The following is a 15,152-nucleotide window of genomic DNA, read 5'->3' on the forward strand; positions in this document are numbered from 1 at the left end:
ATAATTAATTGATTTAATCACACGCCCTCATCTATGAGAAATCGCTATACCAAATCCTCTATCTCTCGATTTATACAAGCTTGCTTTATACTGCTTTTCTGTTTCGTATTTAAAGCTCAAGCTCAACAAGTTTCTCTTGTAGATCAATACTATATCAACCCATCCGTTTATAATCCAGCAGCAGTTGGTTATAATAACATGTTTCAGGCTTATCTAATCAGGAATGAAAAATTTAGAGATTTTGATGGCGGACAAATCTTTCATGCTTTTACTCTTGATGCTGGATTAAAAGAAGGAAAATATGGTGTCGGAATTAATCTTTCCAATAATAATGTGGGCATTTTTAATAATACACAGGCAGATTTTGCTTATTCCTACCGAATTAAAATTGATGACCAGCAATTTTTACGTTTAGGTTTATCGGCAGGTATTTCAGATTTTCGTTTGAATTTAAACAAAACGAATGCTGATATGAACGATGATTTACTTCAAGGAAATCATTTTAACAATACGGAGTTTGTTGCCAATATTGGAGCTTACTATACCAATGAGAAATTAACTATTGGCCTAGCTATTCCTCAGCTAATCAACCAATCGAATCTAACAAAATACGATGGTGACGATTTATACAGACAGTCTCGTCATTTCCTTTTATCAGGAAGCTATGAAATTCCTATTCCTAGCATAAAAGATCTTTCTTTTGTTCCAAATTTCATGATGCGATTTGTTAAAAATACACCCTTACAATATGATGTAAATGCACTACTTAAACTAAAAGATAAAGGTTGGTTTGCTGTTAATTATAAAAATAAATATGCGATAGGTCTTAATATTGGTGTTCAGGCTCTGAAAAATTTCAAAGTGGGATATTCCTATAATGTAAACACATATAATACAGCACATATATCTGCAAGTAATCATGAGTTCCTAATTGGTTATTCATTCCGTAAATCAACGCCCAAAATAAAGAATGATCAATTAGAAGAATTAAAATATTTGAAAGACATTCTTGAAGATAAATACAATAAAATAAACCAACTTGAGAAAGAACTTGAGAGCTATGCTGAGATTAGCCGCGTGAATGATCAAGATAGAGATGGCGTACTAGATGAGAATGATAAGTGTCCCAACACACCACCTTTCTATCGAGTTGATGATAGAGGTTGTTCTTTGGATACTGATAATGATGGCATTGTTGATAGTGAAGATATGTGTCCAGAAAAAGCTGGGAGTTTTAACAATAATGGGTGCCCAGCACTCACTGAAAGACGCATTACTTTAGATAAGAAATTGCAAAATTTATTCTTTGAATTTGGTAAGGCTAGCCTTACTGAGTTGTCTCGAGAAAAAGCAGATGCCATTATTAAAATAATGAAAGAAAATCAAGATTACGTTCTTAAATTACATGGACATACTGACGATATAGGTTCGGATAAACTTAATAGAGTACTCGCATATAAACGTCTGGTTACCATTCACAATTATCTTATTCAGAATAATGTTCCCGAGAGTCAAATCGTAATTCTCCCACATGGGGAAAATTCACCTTTAGTTGAAAACACGAATGCGAAAAGTCGTGCTTTTAACCGAAGAGTTTATCTGGAAGTATTTTCTTACGAGGAATATTTAGACGCTGATTAAATTCATAATTAATCAGTGTCTGAAATTATTTTAGGATCTCTAATAGATCAGCCTCTATGCTAAGTTTGGGTGTTTCAATAATTCTGCCTAACTCCTTCTCTCCCTTATAAACGATAAGGGTTGGAACCAATTTCACATCTATTGCTTTAATATCGATGCCGGGTGCTTTTTTGTTGGTATCCATGGCAAAAATCTCCAAGCTCGACATTGGAAATTTCATTCCCTCTAACAACTTAATCATCCGTGGCACTTGTATATGGCTATCGTGACACCATGTTCCCAAAACAAGGATCATTTTAAGTCCTGTGAGATCCTTTTTCTTTAATTCCAACAGGATGTCTGCATCTAAATTATAAGCTTTGAATTCAGGCTTAAACCAGTCAGAACAAAGTGTGTCATTTAGCCCAACAAGCGTTACTCTTCCCAATAAAATAGAACGCTCAATGCGATCATCAACTTTTACTTGATTCACTCTTTGAGCCATCCCTGTAAAGGAAAATAGGCTTAATACTAGAATTATAATTTGAGATTTCATTTTTACTATTTTAGTTGTCAGTAATTAATTTGGATGAAGATAAGTAAATCCATAAAAAAACCTGACAGTAAACTGACAGGTTTAAACCTTAATTACATACTCCTCAGAATTATTTGATATTCCCATCACTAATATATTTTAGAAACGTAGTTGTTCGGTACGATTCCTCCTTGTTGTCATTAATAATAATCTCGTTCTTACCTATTACAACTGGATAATCTGCAGATCTGTATTCATAAGCATATGAAGTCCGACTTATTTCCTTACCATCAACTGTTACGACTGTTCTTAAAATATTGTGCTCGGAATATAAGCAGGGTAATATCATCCTTAAATAATCGATGGATTTTTTATCGTCATAAGCAAAACTGTATGTTTTATTAGAGCTTGTGCTTCCAGAACTTGAAGTATAATCAATTCCAAATAAATCATTGCCTGACCTCTCTAAAGTCATGACATGTGATTTGCCTTCATACGTCCAACTAATTTCATGTGTAAAACCATTACTCCCCAAACTATATATCCTTGTATTTTCTGTATCATCATTATCAGTCACCGTCAGCTTCCTTTCACTATATTGAATTGAATAAACTGACGGAAGAAGATCATTCAATATCCTATTTTCATGATAATAATAATCCGAAATCTCTACAGAGCGTTTGCATTCTACCAAACGATTTTGAGCATCGTAACTCAGTTTAAGATCATACCTCTTTACTCCAAGCTTAAATAGATCGATCTGTTTTAAGTGAATATTACCATCTACACTCTCATAAGAATACGCATTTTTATAATCCCCTTGTTCTGCTTCAGAAACATAAACAGGATGATTCACGTCTATTCTTTCTTCAATTATAGGTTTATCATCTTTACTACAAGCTGAAAATGATAAGAAGATGAGTAAAGAAAAGAAGAATGATATATATTTTGAGTTCATAAGAATAACATTTAATAGTTACTATTGATCACAAAATTAAACCTTTATTACATAATATAAAAATATTTATATAACAGCAGCCTATTAGCCAGAGTGACAGATCACATACATTCAATCTCAAAACACATAATAATTACCTGGCGAAAAATCAAGACACAAAAAAACCTACCAGAGAACTGACAGTTTTTTTTAATATAGTGAATCGAGAGTGACTTACTCTTGATTGTTTTCGATAAGAAGTTCCAACATTTGGATAGCACATCTTGATACTTTGGTACCAGGACCAAATACACCAACAACACCTGCTTTATAAAGGAAATCGTAATCCTGAGCTGGAATAACACCACCTGCAGTAACCATAATATCCTCACGACCCAATTTCTTCAGTTCAGCAATGACAGAAGGAACCAAAGTCTTGTGATCGGCAGCCAAAGAAGAAGAATATAAAATTGACTTAATCGCCAGTAAAAACATTAATATGCCAAATCATATTAAAAGAATCGCCGAGTTCTTATGTTGCTGAATACACGACTAAGACAATAGCATATTACCTGATAGAAAGGAGAATAAGAAATATATTTTTATATATTTACTATAAATACTAATACACATAACATATGAAAAAAATCAGTCTACTAATTATGACAGTTGTGCTAGGTTTAAATCTTAATGCACAAAAAGTAAAAAAAGAGAAATACATGTTTCCTTTTCAGCAATATCCACTAATCAATCTGCCTTCTGAACTGACAAACTATTCATCAGAAACAGTTCGCTTAAAATTTTTTAGTAAAGAAAATGTTAGTCAGGGCGAATACTCGATAACAGGAAAAATCTATCCCATGAATCGCCTCAAAGGGAAATGGGGTAAGCCATTAGAATCGTATTTATTCATGAATGAAACATCAATAAACTTATCTCAACCTTTCAAAATTACTTTGAAAGATAAAAATGATAAAATCATCTATTATCGGATCTTCAATTATCTTGAGGAAAACTCTATTGAAAGATTTACAAGCAAAATTGAGGATTCTCATAAGATGAGTAAATATGGCAAAGCATCACTTCAGCTAAGTAGGCTGTTTGAAAAAAGAATGAATGAAATTAAGGTACAACTATTCTATATTGCCAAAAGTGAAAATCATTCAGATATAAACAAAGCCTATCAACTTTGTCTTGATGCAATTTCGGCAAGTAAAAATTCAGAAATAGAAAAAACACAAACACTCCTTAATCAAGCAATTGAAATATGGGAAGAAGCATTAAAAGAAGCTCAATTAACAAATAAAAAAGCCAGGATAAATAAAAAAACGGCGGTTGGAATCTATAAAAATCTAATACAAATACTCCCATTTGTTAATCGCTTCGACGACGCATTGGCACTTTGTTCAACTTATGAAAATACGTTTAATGGCTTAAGCTACAATTATGCAAGACAGAAAAGATTAATGATTGAAAGATTTCGATTAAATAATCGTTCAAAACTAAATGAAGGATATTTTAAATTTTCTGAAATAGAGTTAGAAGATATTAAAAAACCAACTCAACTAAATGATGAACTTTTTTGCATTAATAATTCTAAAGAGATCACAGACATGATAACTGGAAGTTGGCGTTTATTTTATGAGTCATTTAAATTACCTCAAGACATTGAAAAAGAAAAATTAGATAGAAATCCCAATAGTACTTGCGATGATGAATTAATCATACATTTAGATCAAGGAGGTAATAACTTAATTCAAACTGGATCATGGGAAACTGATTGCGAACAAAAATTTGATGACTTCACACCTTTTTGGAAAATTTTAAAAAGAGATAATGGAATCTACTATTTATGTTTTTCTATGGATAAAGATGGTTTTGAAAACCCAGACAACATTTTTAAAATTTTACACATGACACAAGATCGTCTTGTTGTTGAAGGTTTAACCTATCCTGATGGAGATACAACTACTGAATCAATAATGCAGTTTAAGAAAATTAGTCTTATTACTCATGACAAAAACTTATAATTAACAAAAAAGCCTGTCAGAAAACTGACAGGCTTTAATATAGTGAATCGAGAGTTTATTACTCTTGATTGTTTTCAATAAGAAGTTCCAACATTTGGATAGCACATCTTGATACTTTGGTTCCAGGACCAAATACACCAACAACACCAGCCTCATAAAGGAAATCGTAATCCTGAGCTGGAATAACACCACCTGCAGTAACCATGATATCTTCACGTCCAAGTTTCTTTAATTCTGCAATAACAGAAGGAACTAAAGTCTTGTGACCAGCAGCCAATGAAGAAACACCAACAATGTGTACATCATTCTCAACAGCTTGCTTCGCAGTTTCCTCAGGAGTTTGGAACAAAGGTCCCATATCAACGTCGAATCCTATATCAGCAAAACCTGTAGCAACAACTTTACCACCACGATCGTGACCGTCTTGACCCATTTTTGCAACCATGATACGAGGACGACGTCCTGCCAGTTCTGCAAATTTTTCGGCTAACTTCGTTGCTTCAGCAAAGTCACCATCTTGTTTCGATTCTGATGAATACACGCCTGATACAGTTCTAATTACAGCTTTATATCTTCCACAAACTTCTTCGCAAGCGTCAGAAATCTCACCTAATGAAGCACGAAGTTGTGCCGCTTTAACAGCAAGATCCAACAGGTTACCTTCACCACCGTTTGCACAAGCAGTAATGGCTTTAAGGGCAGCTTTACAAGCAGCCTCGTCACGATTAGCACGTAACTTAGCCAAACGCTCAAGCTGAGAAGTACGAACAGCAGTATTATCTACTTCAAGAATATCAATTGGATCTTCTTTCTCTAGACGGTACTTGTTAATTCCTACAATAGTCTGCGTATTAGCATCAATCTTAGCTTGAGTACGGGCAGCCGCTTCTTCGATACGAAGTTTTGGAATACCAGACTCAATTGCTTTAGACATACCACCTAATTTCTCAACCTCTTCAATATGAGCCCAAGCTTTGTCTACTAACTCCTGAGTCAATGACTCAACGTAGTATGAACCTCCCCATGGATCTACAGCCTTACAGATTGTAGTTTCGTCTTGAATATAGATTTGAGTATTACGAGCAATACGTGCAGAGAAATCAGTTGGCAATGCAATCGCCTCATCCAATGCATTTGTATGCAACGATTGAGTATGACCCAATGTAGCAGCCATAGCTTCGATACAAGTACGTCCAATATTATTGAAAGGATCCTGCTCAGTTAATGACCAACCTGAAGTCTGCGAGTGAGTACGCAATGCCATTGACTTAGGATTCGTAGGATTGAATTGTTTTACAATCTTAGACCATAGTAAACGACCGGCACGCATCTTAGCAATCTCCATGAAGTGATTCATTCCGATAGCCCAGAAGAATGACAAACGAGGCGCGAATGTATCAATATCCATACCTGCAGCAACACCCTTTTTCAAGTACTCAAGACCATCAGCAAGTGTGTAAGCTAACTCGATATCTGCTGTAGCACCTGCTTCTTGCATGTGGTAACCCGAGATAGAAATAGAGTTGAACTTAGGCATCTTCTGAGAAGTAAACTCAAAGATGTCAGCAATAATTTGCATTGAGAATTCTGGTGGGTAAATGTAAGTGTTACGCACCATAAATTCTTTAAGGATATCATTCTGGATTGTTCCAGAAAGTTGATCCAAACGAGCTCCTTGCTCTAAACCTGCAACAATGTAGAAAGCCAATACTGGAAGTACTGCACCATTCATTGTCATAGATACTGACATTTCATCCAATGGAATTTGATCGAAAAGGATCTCCATATCAAGAATAGAGTCAATAGCAACCCCAGCTTTACCAACATCACCAACTACACGAGGATGATCTGAATCATATCCACGGTGAGTAGCCAAGTCAAATGCTACAGAAAGACCTTTCTGACCAGCAGCAAGGTTACGACGGTAAAATGCATTTGATTCTTCAGCTGTAGAGAAACCTGCGTACTGACGAATTGTCCAAGGACGCAAAGGGTACATAGCTGAATATGGTCCACGTAAAAATGGAGGTAAACCTGAAACATAGTTAAGGTGCTCCATACCTTCTAAATCTTCCTTGTTAAAAGCTGTTTTAACCGGAATTTGTTCTGGTGTCATCCAAGATTTTTCAATGCCGTTTTCCTTTTCCCATTCCTGAGAAGTAGCAGCAGATCTTTGCGATGACTTGATATTTATATCTTTAAAATTTGGTTTCATTTTCTTCTTTTTTGAAATTAGTGTTTCCTAATTATTACAATTAATATTCACTAATTAAATTCCTAACTCGGCTTGATATGCTTTTAAAGTTTCAAGAACGTTAGACTTCACGTTAACGAAGTTCTCTACACCTTTAGCTTTTAACTCGTCAGCACATGCAGGAGCACCTGCTACAACAAGAGTTGCGCTTCCTTTAAGTGCTTCTAAAAGCTCAGGAGCAATCGTTGCGTACTCAACATCTGAGCTACAAATCACAACAATCTTAGCGTTTTTCTCTGTTACGAATTTCACACCTTCTTCTACAGTAGTAAAACCATTGTGGTCTTCAACATCGAATCCAGCACAAGCGAAGAAGTTACATGCAAACTGAGCACGAGCTTTACGCATGTTTAAGTCACCGATAGGGAACATCATCACTTTAGGACGACCATTTTCCTTAGCGAAGATATCAGTTTTGTTACGAAGAGCTTCGAAAGCTTGAGCACCACGGTATGGCTTCAATGTTTCGCATACTGCATCAGTAGCAGTTTTATCTTCAGGAACAAGAACTGCTTCTGGAATCGTTTCAAGAACCTCGCCGAAGTTAGGGAATTGATTCGTTCCTAAGAAGTTTTCTTTACGAGTCGCAATAGCTATATCTCTTTTCTGAGCAGTCGCTTTAATAGTATCCTGAACGAATCCAGCTTTGAAAGCAGCAAGGTATCCACCTTTGTCTTCAACAGCTAAGAATAATTTCCAAGCCTCATCAGCGATTGATTCTGTTAATGACTCTATATAATATGAACCTGCAGCTGGGTCAGCAATCTTACTGATATGCGACTCTTCTTTCAATAATAACTGTTGGTTACGAGCAATTCTTTCTGAGAAGTCAGTTGGAGCTTCAAAAGATGAATTGAATGAATGAACAGTAAATGAATCCAAACCACCCAATACAGCAGACATTGTTTCAGTTTGTGTACGTAACATGTTTACATATGGATCGTAAACCGATTTGTTCCAATCTGAAGTTTCACCGTGTACAAACATTTTACAAACCGTTTCGTTTGAAGCACCAAATGCTTTAACGATGTTTGCCCATAGCATACGACCTGCTCTTAGCTTCGCAATCTCCATGAAATACTTAGAGCTTGTTGCAAAGTTGAAACGCATTTTAGGAGCAACATCATCAACTGAAAGACCAGCTTCGATCATTCTTCCTAAATACTCAGCACCCGATGCTAAAGAGAAACCTAATTCCTCAACAATTGAAGATCCAGAGTTATTGAACAAACTACCTGTTACTGCAATAACTTTGTAGTTAGGAAGAGCTTTTGAAGCTTCGATAGCTTCTTTCACGTAAGCAAAAGCGCTTTCTTCAGTCCCACAATAGTTACCTACTGTACTGAATCCTTTAATAACATCGATAGCAACACCACCCTGAATTTTATCTAAAGCGATACCTTTTTCAGTAGCTAATGCTTGTAAGTTTTGAAGTAGTTCAACAGAAGAATGTGATTTTTCGAAATTAATCTCAACACAATCCATGAAAATACCATCCAATAAAGTAGCTAGTTCTTCTTTGCTGATAGATTTCCAGTTAAGAACGAATCCTACTGAATCAACACCTCTGTTTAAGATCTCAAGAGCCTTTGCATTGGCAACTTTTACATCTTCAACGATAATATCTTGGCGAACTAACCAATCATTGTTATCCTTCTTGTTTCCACGAACATATGGGAAATCGCCAGGATAAGTATTCATAAAGGCTTTGTCTTCCATGTTCTCCAGTCTGTAGAAAGGCTGCACATTGAATCCTTCATTTGTTCTCCAAACTAACTTTCTATCAAAGTCAGCTCCTTTAAGGTCTTTAGCGATTCTGTCAATCCACTCTTGAGTTGATTGAGGAGCAAAGTCACTAAAAAGTTTATTATCTGCCATAACTGTAACTGTTAATGTAACTGTTTTAAAATTAGAGCCTAAAAATAAGGCCTTTTTATCATTTAGGGAATGAAAATTTTAATGTTTTGCATCATGTTTAGTAATCAGCTGATTTGATGATATGTTAATGTGAGAATTCGGTCATGAATAAATCACGTACCACCGACTCATCACTAATTATAGAACCACAGATTTCACAGATTGTAAATCTAGAAACAATATAATTTCAAATCTATACAAGCCTATTTTGAGCTTACAGAACCATAAAAGCCATCATATGATGACTCGATAATCAAATTCATTCTCTTATCTTCACATCTTCACATCACCACATCACCACAATAGGTGCATGATCTGACGCCTCCATCCAATTTTGAATCGTTTGCCCAGAGCCAGAAACAAAGTGCTTATTGGTGAAAATGTAATCTGTTTTACGATTCCAAAAGCCATTTTTATCGGTTGTGTGCGTACAATGCTTAAGATTATCATTGGAATATTCACCCAAACAGATAGCGGATTCATAGTTTTCGTAAAAGGGCTTCATCCAATCCGATTCAGCACTGTAATTATCCGCATCATAATCGGCATTTTCACAAACGGAGTCATCAAAATTTTGAGTTTGTTTGGTGTTAGGTGGCAAAGCATTAAAATCTCCTGCCAAAATAAATGGCAATCCTTGAGAGTTTAAAGAATCAGCGTACTGCTTAATAATTTCAAGCTGCTGTTTCTTCGTATTGTCCTTGGCATAAGCTGATGCATGTGTATTTAAAAGATGTAATTCCCCATCAACACCTTTTAATTTTGCATGCAATAGATTTCGTTTCAAATAAAAGTAGCGAACAATGGCGTTTTGCTCACCAATTAATGGAAGTCCAATTCGCTTTGCTCCGCTAAGTTGCCATTTACTTAGAATCGCATTCCCGGAATTCATCTTACCTATACCATCGCTAGGAATATACTTTGCTTTCCATTGGGATGCATACACGCCAAAATTAAGTCCTGTATTATCAAGTAAATATTGAACCTGATTTGTGAAAGCCGAACGTTTGGAATCGAGATCCACTTCCTGTAAAAAGAGAATATCTGGATTCACCTCGCGAATCTTCTCAGCCAAAAGCTTCATATTATCTTCGACTTCATTCTTTTCCATAATCACCCAATCTCCATGACAATCGAAAAAGAAATCGATTCGTCCTCCACCAAATTTCACATTCCAAGTCATCACTTTAAGAGTATCCGGAAATGAGACAGTATCAGGTTCTGAAGCTTCAAAATAATTCACCTCTTCCCCTATCTTCGTTCCAAACGGATCGCAAGAAAAAAGAAGCAGACTATTAAATAGAATTGAGATAAGACGAAATAATTTCATTTTAGTGCAGACTTGATGGTTGGTAATTGATTTATAAAATAGCGTCCATTTCTTCAGCAGGAACTGCAAAAATGGCCTTATGCTTACTCACAATAATAGGACGTTGAATTAACTGAGGTGATTCCAAAAGTAACTTAATCCACTCATCGTGATTAAAGATTTTACCCTTATAATCAGTCTTATACAATTTTTCGTGAGTCCGAACAATTTCCTGTGGCTCCTTATTCATCCGCTTCAATACGTCTTCCATTTCATCAACCGTGTAGGGTTCTTTCAAATACAAACGAATTTCTGGTTTAAGTCCTTTTTCTTCAAGATAAGCAAGTGCTGCACGTGATTTTGAACAGCGAGGGTTGTGGTAAATTTTAAGCATTCTATTTAGTAATTTTAGATCTCAGATATGAGAGTATAGTTTTATGATTTGACGCAAAAGCTAATTGGCCCAGCGAATAGCAAAGTTAAGAATAAAGATTCGCTAGAAAAATAAATACTTTGAAGTCTTAATGTCGAGATATCAAGATATATTTTCAGTATTTTGTTCTCTTAAAATATAAGTATGAAACAATTGATAAAAAATAGAAGGTTCGAAATTATAGGAGGGATCCTCGGAATAATTGGAGGATTCCTATACTGGAAATATGTGGGTTGTGTATCCGGAACTTGCGTCATTCAGGCCAATTGGTATACAATGGTGCCATACGGGGTGTTGTTTGGGGTTTTAATTGGAGGTTTGTTTAAACCTAAAAAAAAGGATTAAATGCTTTAAAGTCCGAATCACAACCACCATTCATGAATAATGTTTGGTCTCTCTGCTAGAATTTTCAACCATGTTTAGCAATATTATTTAATCGATCAGAATCGATAATCCTGATTGATTTACCTTCACTTTCAATAATCTTTTCTTTACGAAAGCTTGCAAGATTCTTTAATACACTTTCTTTTGAAAATCCGATAATTCTGGCCATAGCTTGCCTAGTTAAAGGCATTTCAAAAGTTTTTTGATTTAAACTTTTCTGAAATTCACAAATTAAAAATGCAAGAGCACCTGCCGAATTCTTTTCTCTTAGCTTCATGTGCCAGTTTATAAAATTCTCATTTACCCATGAAATGTATTGAATGAAAGCCATGGCAAAGTCTTTATTTCTTTGCAACAAATCTGAAAATATATCCCGATTAATAATTTCAATCTCACATTCGGTTAATGCTTTGGCAGAAAAGCGATAACTAGAAGTTGAATAGACACAATTGATTCCAATAAAGTCTCCCTGAAAAAGAAGGTTGAGCGCCTGTTTTTTTGAATCCTGATTGAGTGATAATTCTACAATTCCAGATTTTATAAAATAGAGATTGTGCACAGGCGTGCCACTTTTTATAACAAGTTCGCCAGCTTCAAAGATTAAAGTTTCACTGGATTTATATAATTCGTCTTTTTCCTTTTTGTGAAGAGTCGATAGACATGTTTTTCCAGAAGAATGAATCAATTCCATAGCTTTAAAATTATCCCATGGGTGTAAAATTACACCCTCATACATTTCGAACTACAACTTGGTTTACCAAATAATAAACAAGTAAGCTCTTAGTTTTACAAATGTATAATTAAAAAGAAATATCGTATGGAACAAATGGAAATACAAAAGATTGAATTTGCTATTCAATCAGAAACAAAGTCAAAATCTCAATCTGAGATTAGTGTTCGAAATTTTAAAGTAAACGTAGATGAACCAGAACAATTAGGAGGAACAAATCTAGCACCAAATCCGGTAGAATATATCCTTTGTGGTTTAGCAGGTTGTGTTCATATCCTGGGCTTTAAAGTCGCACAGGAAATTGGTATGGACTTGAAAGATTTAAAAATTAAAATTATCGGTGAGCTAAATCCTGAAAAATTGTTCGGAATGAAAACTGAGGAAAGAGCCGGTTACCAGGGAATTAAAGTTATTTTAGAACCAACGACTGATTCGAATGAGGAATTACTTAAACAATGGTTAGATATTATGGCAGAAAGGAGTCCTGTGCTGGATAATTTATTAAACTCAACTCCTGTATCAATTACTTTGCTGTAGATGTAATTCGCTTTTTTTATTCTGGGGCTATAGACCTTATATGCAAGTTCTTTAGACCTGGAACAAGGAATTAGTCCAAACATTGATGATAATTTCATAGTTTTACAGTTTCAAAACAGAATTATGAACTGCAATCACAAAAAGAAAATACAAATTCGCTTTGGCGATATCGATATCATGGGACACGTTAATAATGGCGTGCAACTGAGTTATCTCGACCTAGGTCGCTTAGATTATTTCGAACAAATATATGGGCAAACCATTAATTGGAATGACGCAGCTCTTATTGTAGCGCACCTTGAAATTGATTACTTATCTCCTATCCTATTAAGAGACAAAATTGAAGTACACACTTGCATCCACAAAATTGGGAATAAAAGTGTTGGTGTGAGTCAGAACATTGTGGATTCTGTTACAGGAGAGATCAAGACCAAAACAACACAGGTCATGGTTGCTTTCAGTCAAAAATTAGGAGAAAGTATCGAAGTACCTGAAACACTCAAGATTCGAATCAGAGAATTTGAAGATATTGTTATCGGGTAAAGACATCAAATCCAAATATAAAAAATGCGCTAATCTTAATAAGTAGATTAGCGCATTTTTTCAAGAACTAAACCGATACGAGATCTTCTTGAAAAATAGTTTTCTGTTCCAACAACAGCGTTTCTGACGGTGCATCACACACTTCTGTGGGGCCAAAGTATTGGATTGGTCCTGGATAAATGTAATCTGTATTATCAGCCCATTCTTTTCGCTTAGATCTGAACATTAAGAATGGGTTTCCTTTCAGATCAACCAAAGCCTTTTGAATAACAGGTTTTACATGTCCATTTCGTCTCTCCATATTCATCATCATGGTAATTGGCACACCACCGGCTAACCACTTATCAGAACTGTTTGATGTGTTTTTGATAAAGGCCATATAGCCTGTTTTGCCCGAATTAATCAACATTGCAGCTGTATAACCTAAGGAGTAGCAGTAATCAGCATCGAAGTTAGAAGGTGCAGCACAGCGCCCTTCATAGCCAAAAAAATGATTCTGTGCACTGAATTTGCCATGGAATGATTGATCCTTAGCCAAACGATCAGCAACCATATCAATTAGTAATTTCTCTGTCTCAATTTTAGAAACCTGAACATTACCATGAGGATCTCTATCTAAAGTCAACTGTTTAGCAAACGAAGCTGGTAAACTCGAATAAACCTTAGCTGATTCTTCACTTAAAAGATCAGCAATAAATTCTCTTTTCTCTTGACTTGTTATAAGCTGATAATACTCGGGGTTCGAAGCTAGAATATCGTTTAATTCTGCAATTAACTTCTTTATGGATGGCATAAATTCAACCAAGCCTTCTGGAATAAGAACAGTACCAAAGTTTTCTCCCTTATTCGCTCTCTTCTTAACAACCTCAGCAATTTGACCAACGATTTTATTTAAGGTCAGCTTGTATTTCTCAATCTCTTCGGATATTATGGCAATATTCGGTTGAGTTTTAAGCGCACACTCGAGACTAATATGCGAAGCTGATCGACCCATTAGTTTGATAAAGTGCCAGTATTTTTTGGCGGAATTTGCATCTCTCTGAATGTTACCAATCAACTCACTATATACCTTACAGGCAGTATCAAAGCCGAAAGATGTTTCGATGAAGTCATTTTTCAAGTCGCCATCAATGGTTTTAGGACAACCTATAACCTGAATACCTGCTTTCTTCTCTTTAAAATACTCTGCAAGCACACAAGCATTGGTATTTGAATCATCACCTCCTACAATAACAAGTGCGTTAATGTTATTTTTCAAACAATTAGCAATCACCTTATCATAGGAAGCCTCATCTTCAATCTTTGTTCTTCCAGAGCCAATGATATCGAATCCACCCGTATTTCTATAGTCACTAATGATTTCGGAATCTAAGTCAATAAAAGAGTTATTTAGCAAACCATCTGGTCCACCAATAAAACCAAATAATTGATTTCGATTATTCAGCTTCTTAAGGGCATCGAATAGTCCTGAAATGACATTATGCCCACCTGGAGCTTGTCCCCCTGAAAGTACGACGCCTACATTTAAAATTTGATTTTCGGAAATTTCACCTGCTTCAAAAGTAACCAATGGCAGCCCATAAGTATTGGGAAACATTTGCTTAATGGCATCTTTATCAGCTATTGCTTCACTAGGCTCACCAATTACAAGGGCAACATTTTCTTCTAATGATTGAGGTAATTTGGGAATATACTTGGACCTAGCCTTCTGTAGTGGACTTTTAATCATTTTTCGGAAATTAATCTATAATCAAAAATGGTTGAAGTTGTTGAAATACATAGAAAGGATTCCCCAAATACCTATTTCAAACGTTTGCGGCAAATGTCGGCAAAATAAATATATCAGACAAGATTTAACTAAACTGTTTAGTTAAATCATAATAAGTAAAGATAATGATAACAACGAAGGAATAAATACTGGTT

The 15,152-nt window shown here is 35.3% G+C and carries 14 protein-coding genes; 5 read left to right on the forward strand and 9 right to left on the reverse strand.

Annotation, left to right across the window (positions count from 1 at the left end):
- Positions 1-33: 33 nt before the first annotated feature.
- On the forward strand, positions 34-1,641 hold the full coding sequence (locus tag ACXR6G_RS04620; protein ID WP_458360227.1) for a PorP/SprF family type IX secretion system membrane protein: 1,608 nt from the start codon (positions 34-36) through the stop codon (positions 1,639-1,641).
- 25 nt (positions 1,642-1,666) lie between these two features.
- On the opposite strand, the gene ACXR6G_RS04625 is transcribed toward ACXR6G_RS04620, so the two are convergent.
- The 3 genes from ACXR6G_RS04625 to ACXR6G_RS04635 all read right to left on the reverse strand — a co-directional run bounded on the left by ACXR6G_RS04625 (position 1,667) and on the right by ACXR6G_RS04635 (position 3,587).
- On the reverse strand, positions 1,667-2,176 hold the full coding sequence (locus ACXR6G_RS04625) for a hypothetical protein (protein WP_458360228.1): 510 nt from the start codon (positions 2,174-2,176) through the stop codon (positions 1,667-1,669).
- Positions 2,177-2,285: 109 nt separating this feature from the next.
- The gene (locus tag ACXR6G_RS04630; RefSeq protein WP_458360229.1) at positions 2,286-3,113 is read right to left on the reverse strand and encodes a hypothetical protein; all 828 of its coding nucleotides are present in this window, start codon (positions 3,111-3,113) and stop codon (positions 2,286-2,288) included.
- 213 nt (positions 3,114-3,326) lie between these two features.
- A complete protein-coding gene (locus tag ACXR6G_RS04635) occupies positions 3,327-3,587 on the reverse strand; it encodes a hypothetical protein (RefSeq protein WP_458360230.1) in 261 nt (86 codons plus the stop codon).
- A 143-nt stretch (positions 3,588-3,730) separates the two neighbouring features.
- Here ACXR6G_RS04635 and ACXR6G_RS04640 point away from each other — a divergent pair, with 143 nt between their 5' ends.
- Positions 3,731-5,122: a hypothetical protein gene (locus tag ACXR6G_RS04640; RefSeq protein ID WP_458360231.1), complete on the forward strand. Its 1,392-nt coding sequence runs from the start codon at positions 3,731-3,733 to the stop codon at positions 5,120-5,122.
- Between the two features lie 58 nt (positions 5,123-5,180).
- Here the strand turns inward: ACXR6G_RS04640 and scpA are convergent, their stop codons facing one another.
- The 4 genes from scpA to arsC form a co-directional block, all read right to left on the reverse strand.
- Positions 5,181-7,337, reverse strand: coding sequence for a methylmalonyl-CoA mutase (scpA, locus tag ACXR6G_RS04645; RefSeq protein ID WP_458360232.1), 2,157 nt, complete (start codon positions 7,335-7,337; stop codon positions 5,181-5,183).
- Positions 7,338-7,391: 54 nt separating this feature from the next.
- Positions 7,392-9,254 (reverse strand): methylmalonyl-CoA mutase family protein, encoded by a 1,863-nt coding sequence (locus ACXR6G_RS04650; protein WP_458360233.1) that lies wholly within the window; start codon positions 9,252-9,254, stop codon positions 7,392-7,394.
- A gap of 325 nt (positions 9,255-9,579) precedes the next feature.
- Complete coding sequence (locus ACXR6G_RS04655; RefSeq protein ID WP_458360234.1) at positions 9,580-10,623, reverse strand: endonuclease/exonuclease/phosphatase family protein; 1,044 nt, start codon at positions 10,621-10,623, stop codon at positions 9,580-9,582.
- 31 nt (positions 10,624-10,654) lie between these two features.
- Complete coding sequence (gene arsC / locus ACXR6G_RS04660) at positions 10,655-10,996, reverse strand: arsenate reductase (glutaredoxin) (RefSeq protein WP_458360235.1); 342 nt, start codon at positions 10,994-10,996, stop codon at positions 10,655-10,657.
- Between the two features lie 183 nt (positions 10,997-11,179).
- On the opposite strand from arsC, the gene ACXR6G_RS04665 reads away from it, so the two are divergent.
- Positions 11,180-11,380, forward strand: coding sequence for a hypothetical protein (locus tag ACXR6G_RS04665; protein WP_458360236.1), 201 nt, complete (start codon positions 11,180-11,182; stop codon positions 11,378-11,380).
- Between the two features lie 64 nt (positions 11,381-11,444).
- Here ACXR6G_RS04665 and ACXR6G_RS04670 read toward each other — a convergent pair whose 3' ends face one another.
- Positions 11,445-12,110, reverse strand: a complete 666-nt coding sequence (locus ACXR6G_RS04670) for a Crp/Fnr family transcriptional regulator (RefSeq protein ID WP_458360237.1) — start codon at positions 12,108-12,110, stop codon at positions 11,445-11,447.
- A 126-nt stretch (positions 12,111-12,236) separates the two neighbouring features.
- On the opposite strand from ACXR6G_RS04670, the gene ACXR6G_RS04675 reads away from it, so the two are divergent.
- Together ACXR6G_RS04675 and ACXR6G_RS04680 are read left to right on the forward strand one after the other, a co-directional pair.
- Positions 12,237-12,686, forward strand: coding sequence for an OsmC family protein (locus tag ACXR6G_RS04675; protein ID WP_458360238.1), 450 nt, complete (start codon positions 12,237-12,239; stop codon positions 12,684-12,686).
- 123 nt (positions 12,687-12,809) lie between these two features.
- Entirely contained in the window at positions 12,810-13,229 is a 420-nt protein-coding gene (locus tag ACXR6G_RS04680; protein WP_458360239.1) for an acyl-CoA thioesterase, read from the forward strand.
- A gap of 67 nt (positions 13,230-13,296) precedes the next feature.
- Here the strand turns inward: ACXR6G_RS04680 and ACXR6G_RS04685 are convergent, their stop codons facing one another.
- Positions 13,297-14,958: a diphosphate--fructose-6-phosphate 1-phosphotransferase gene (locus ACXR6G_RS04685; RefSeq protein WP_458360240.1), complete on the reverse strand. Its 1,662-nt coding sequence runs from the start codon at positions 14,956-14,958 to the stop codon at positions 13,297-13,299.
- Positions 14,959-15,152: the final 194 nt, after the last annotated feature.

This window comes from Ancylomarina sp. YFZ004 (assembly GCF_054254355.1).

Bases quoted from the DNA above. Each gene is read 5' to 3' on its own strand.
- ACXR6G_RS04685 (WP_458360240.1), bottom strand. From the start codon at position 14,958: ATGATTAAAAGTCCACTACAGAAGGCTAGGTCCAAGTATATTCCCAAA.
- ACXR6G_RS04650 (WP_458360233.1), bottom strand. From the start codon at position 9,254: ATGGCAGATAATAAACTTTTTAGTGACTTTGCTCCTCAATCAACTCAA.
- ACXR6G_RS04640 (WP_458360231.1), top strand. From the start codon at position 3,731: ATGAAAAAAATCAGTCTACTAATTATGACAGTTGTGCTAGGTTTAAAT.
- ACXR6G_RS04655 (WP_458360234.1), bottom strand. From the start codon at position 10,623: ATGAAATTATTTCGTCTTATCTCAATTCTATTTAATAGTCTGCTTCTT.
- ACXR6G_RS04665 (WP_458360236.1), top strand. From the start codon at position 11,180: ATGAAACAATTGATAAAAAATAGAAGGTTCGAAATTATAGGAGGGATC.
- ACXR6G_RS04670 (WP_458360237.1), bottom strand. From the start codon at position 12,110: ATGGAATTGATTCATTCTTCTGGAAAAACATGTCTATCGACTCTTCAC.
- ACXR6G_RS04625 (WP_458360228.1), bottom strand. From the start codon at position 2,176: ATGAAATCTCAAATTATAATTCTAGTATTAAGCCTATTTTCCTTTACA.
- ACXR6G_RS04620 (WP_458360227.1), top strand. From the start codon at position 34: ATGAGAAATCGCTATACCAAATCCTCTATCTCTCGATTTATACAAGCT.
- arsC (WP_458360235.1), bottom strand. From the start codon at position 10,996: ATGCTTAAAATTTACCACAACCCTCGCTGTTCAAAATCACGTGCAGCA.
- ACXR6G_RS04630 (WP_458360229.1), bottom strand. From the start codon at position 3,113: ATGAACTCAAAATATATATCATTCTTCTTTTCTTTACTCATCTTCTTA.
- ACXR6G_RS04635 (WP_458360230.1), bottom strand. From the start codon at position 3,587: ATGTTTTTACTGGCGATTAAGTCAATTTTATATTCTTCTTCTTTGGCT.
- ACXR6G_RS04680 (WP_458360239.1), top strand. From the start codon at position 12,810: ATGAACTGCAATCACAAAAAGAAAATACAAATTCGCTTTGGCGATATC.
- ACXR6G_RS04675 (WP_458360238.1), top strand. From the start codon at position 12,237: ATGGAACAAATGGAAATACAAAAGATTGAATTTGCTATTCAATCAGAA.
- scpA (WP_458360232.1), bottom strand. From the start codon at position 7,337: ATGAAACCAAATTTTAAAGATATAAATATCAAGTCATCGCAAAGATCT.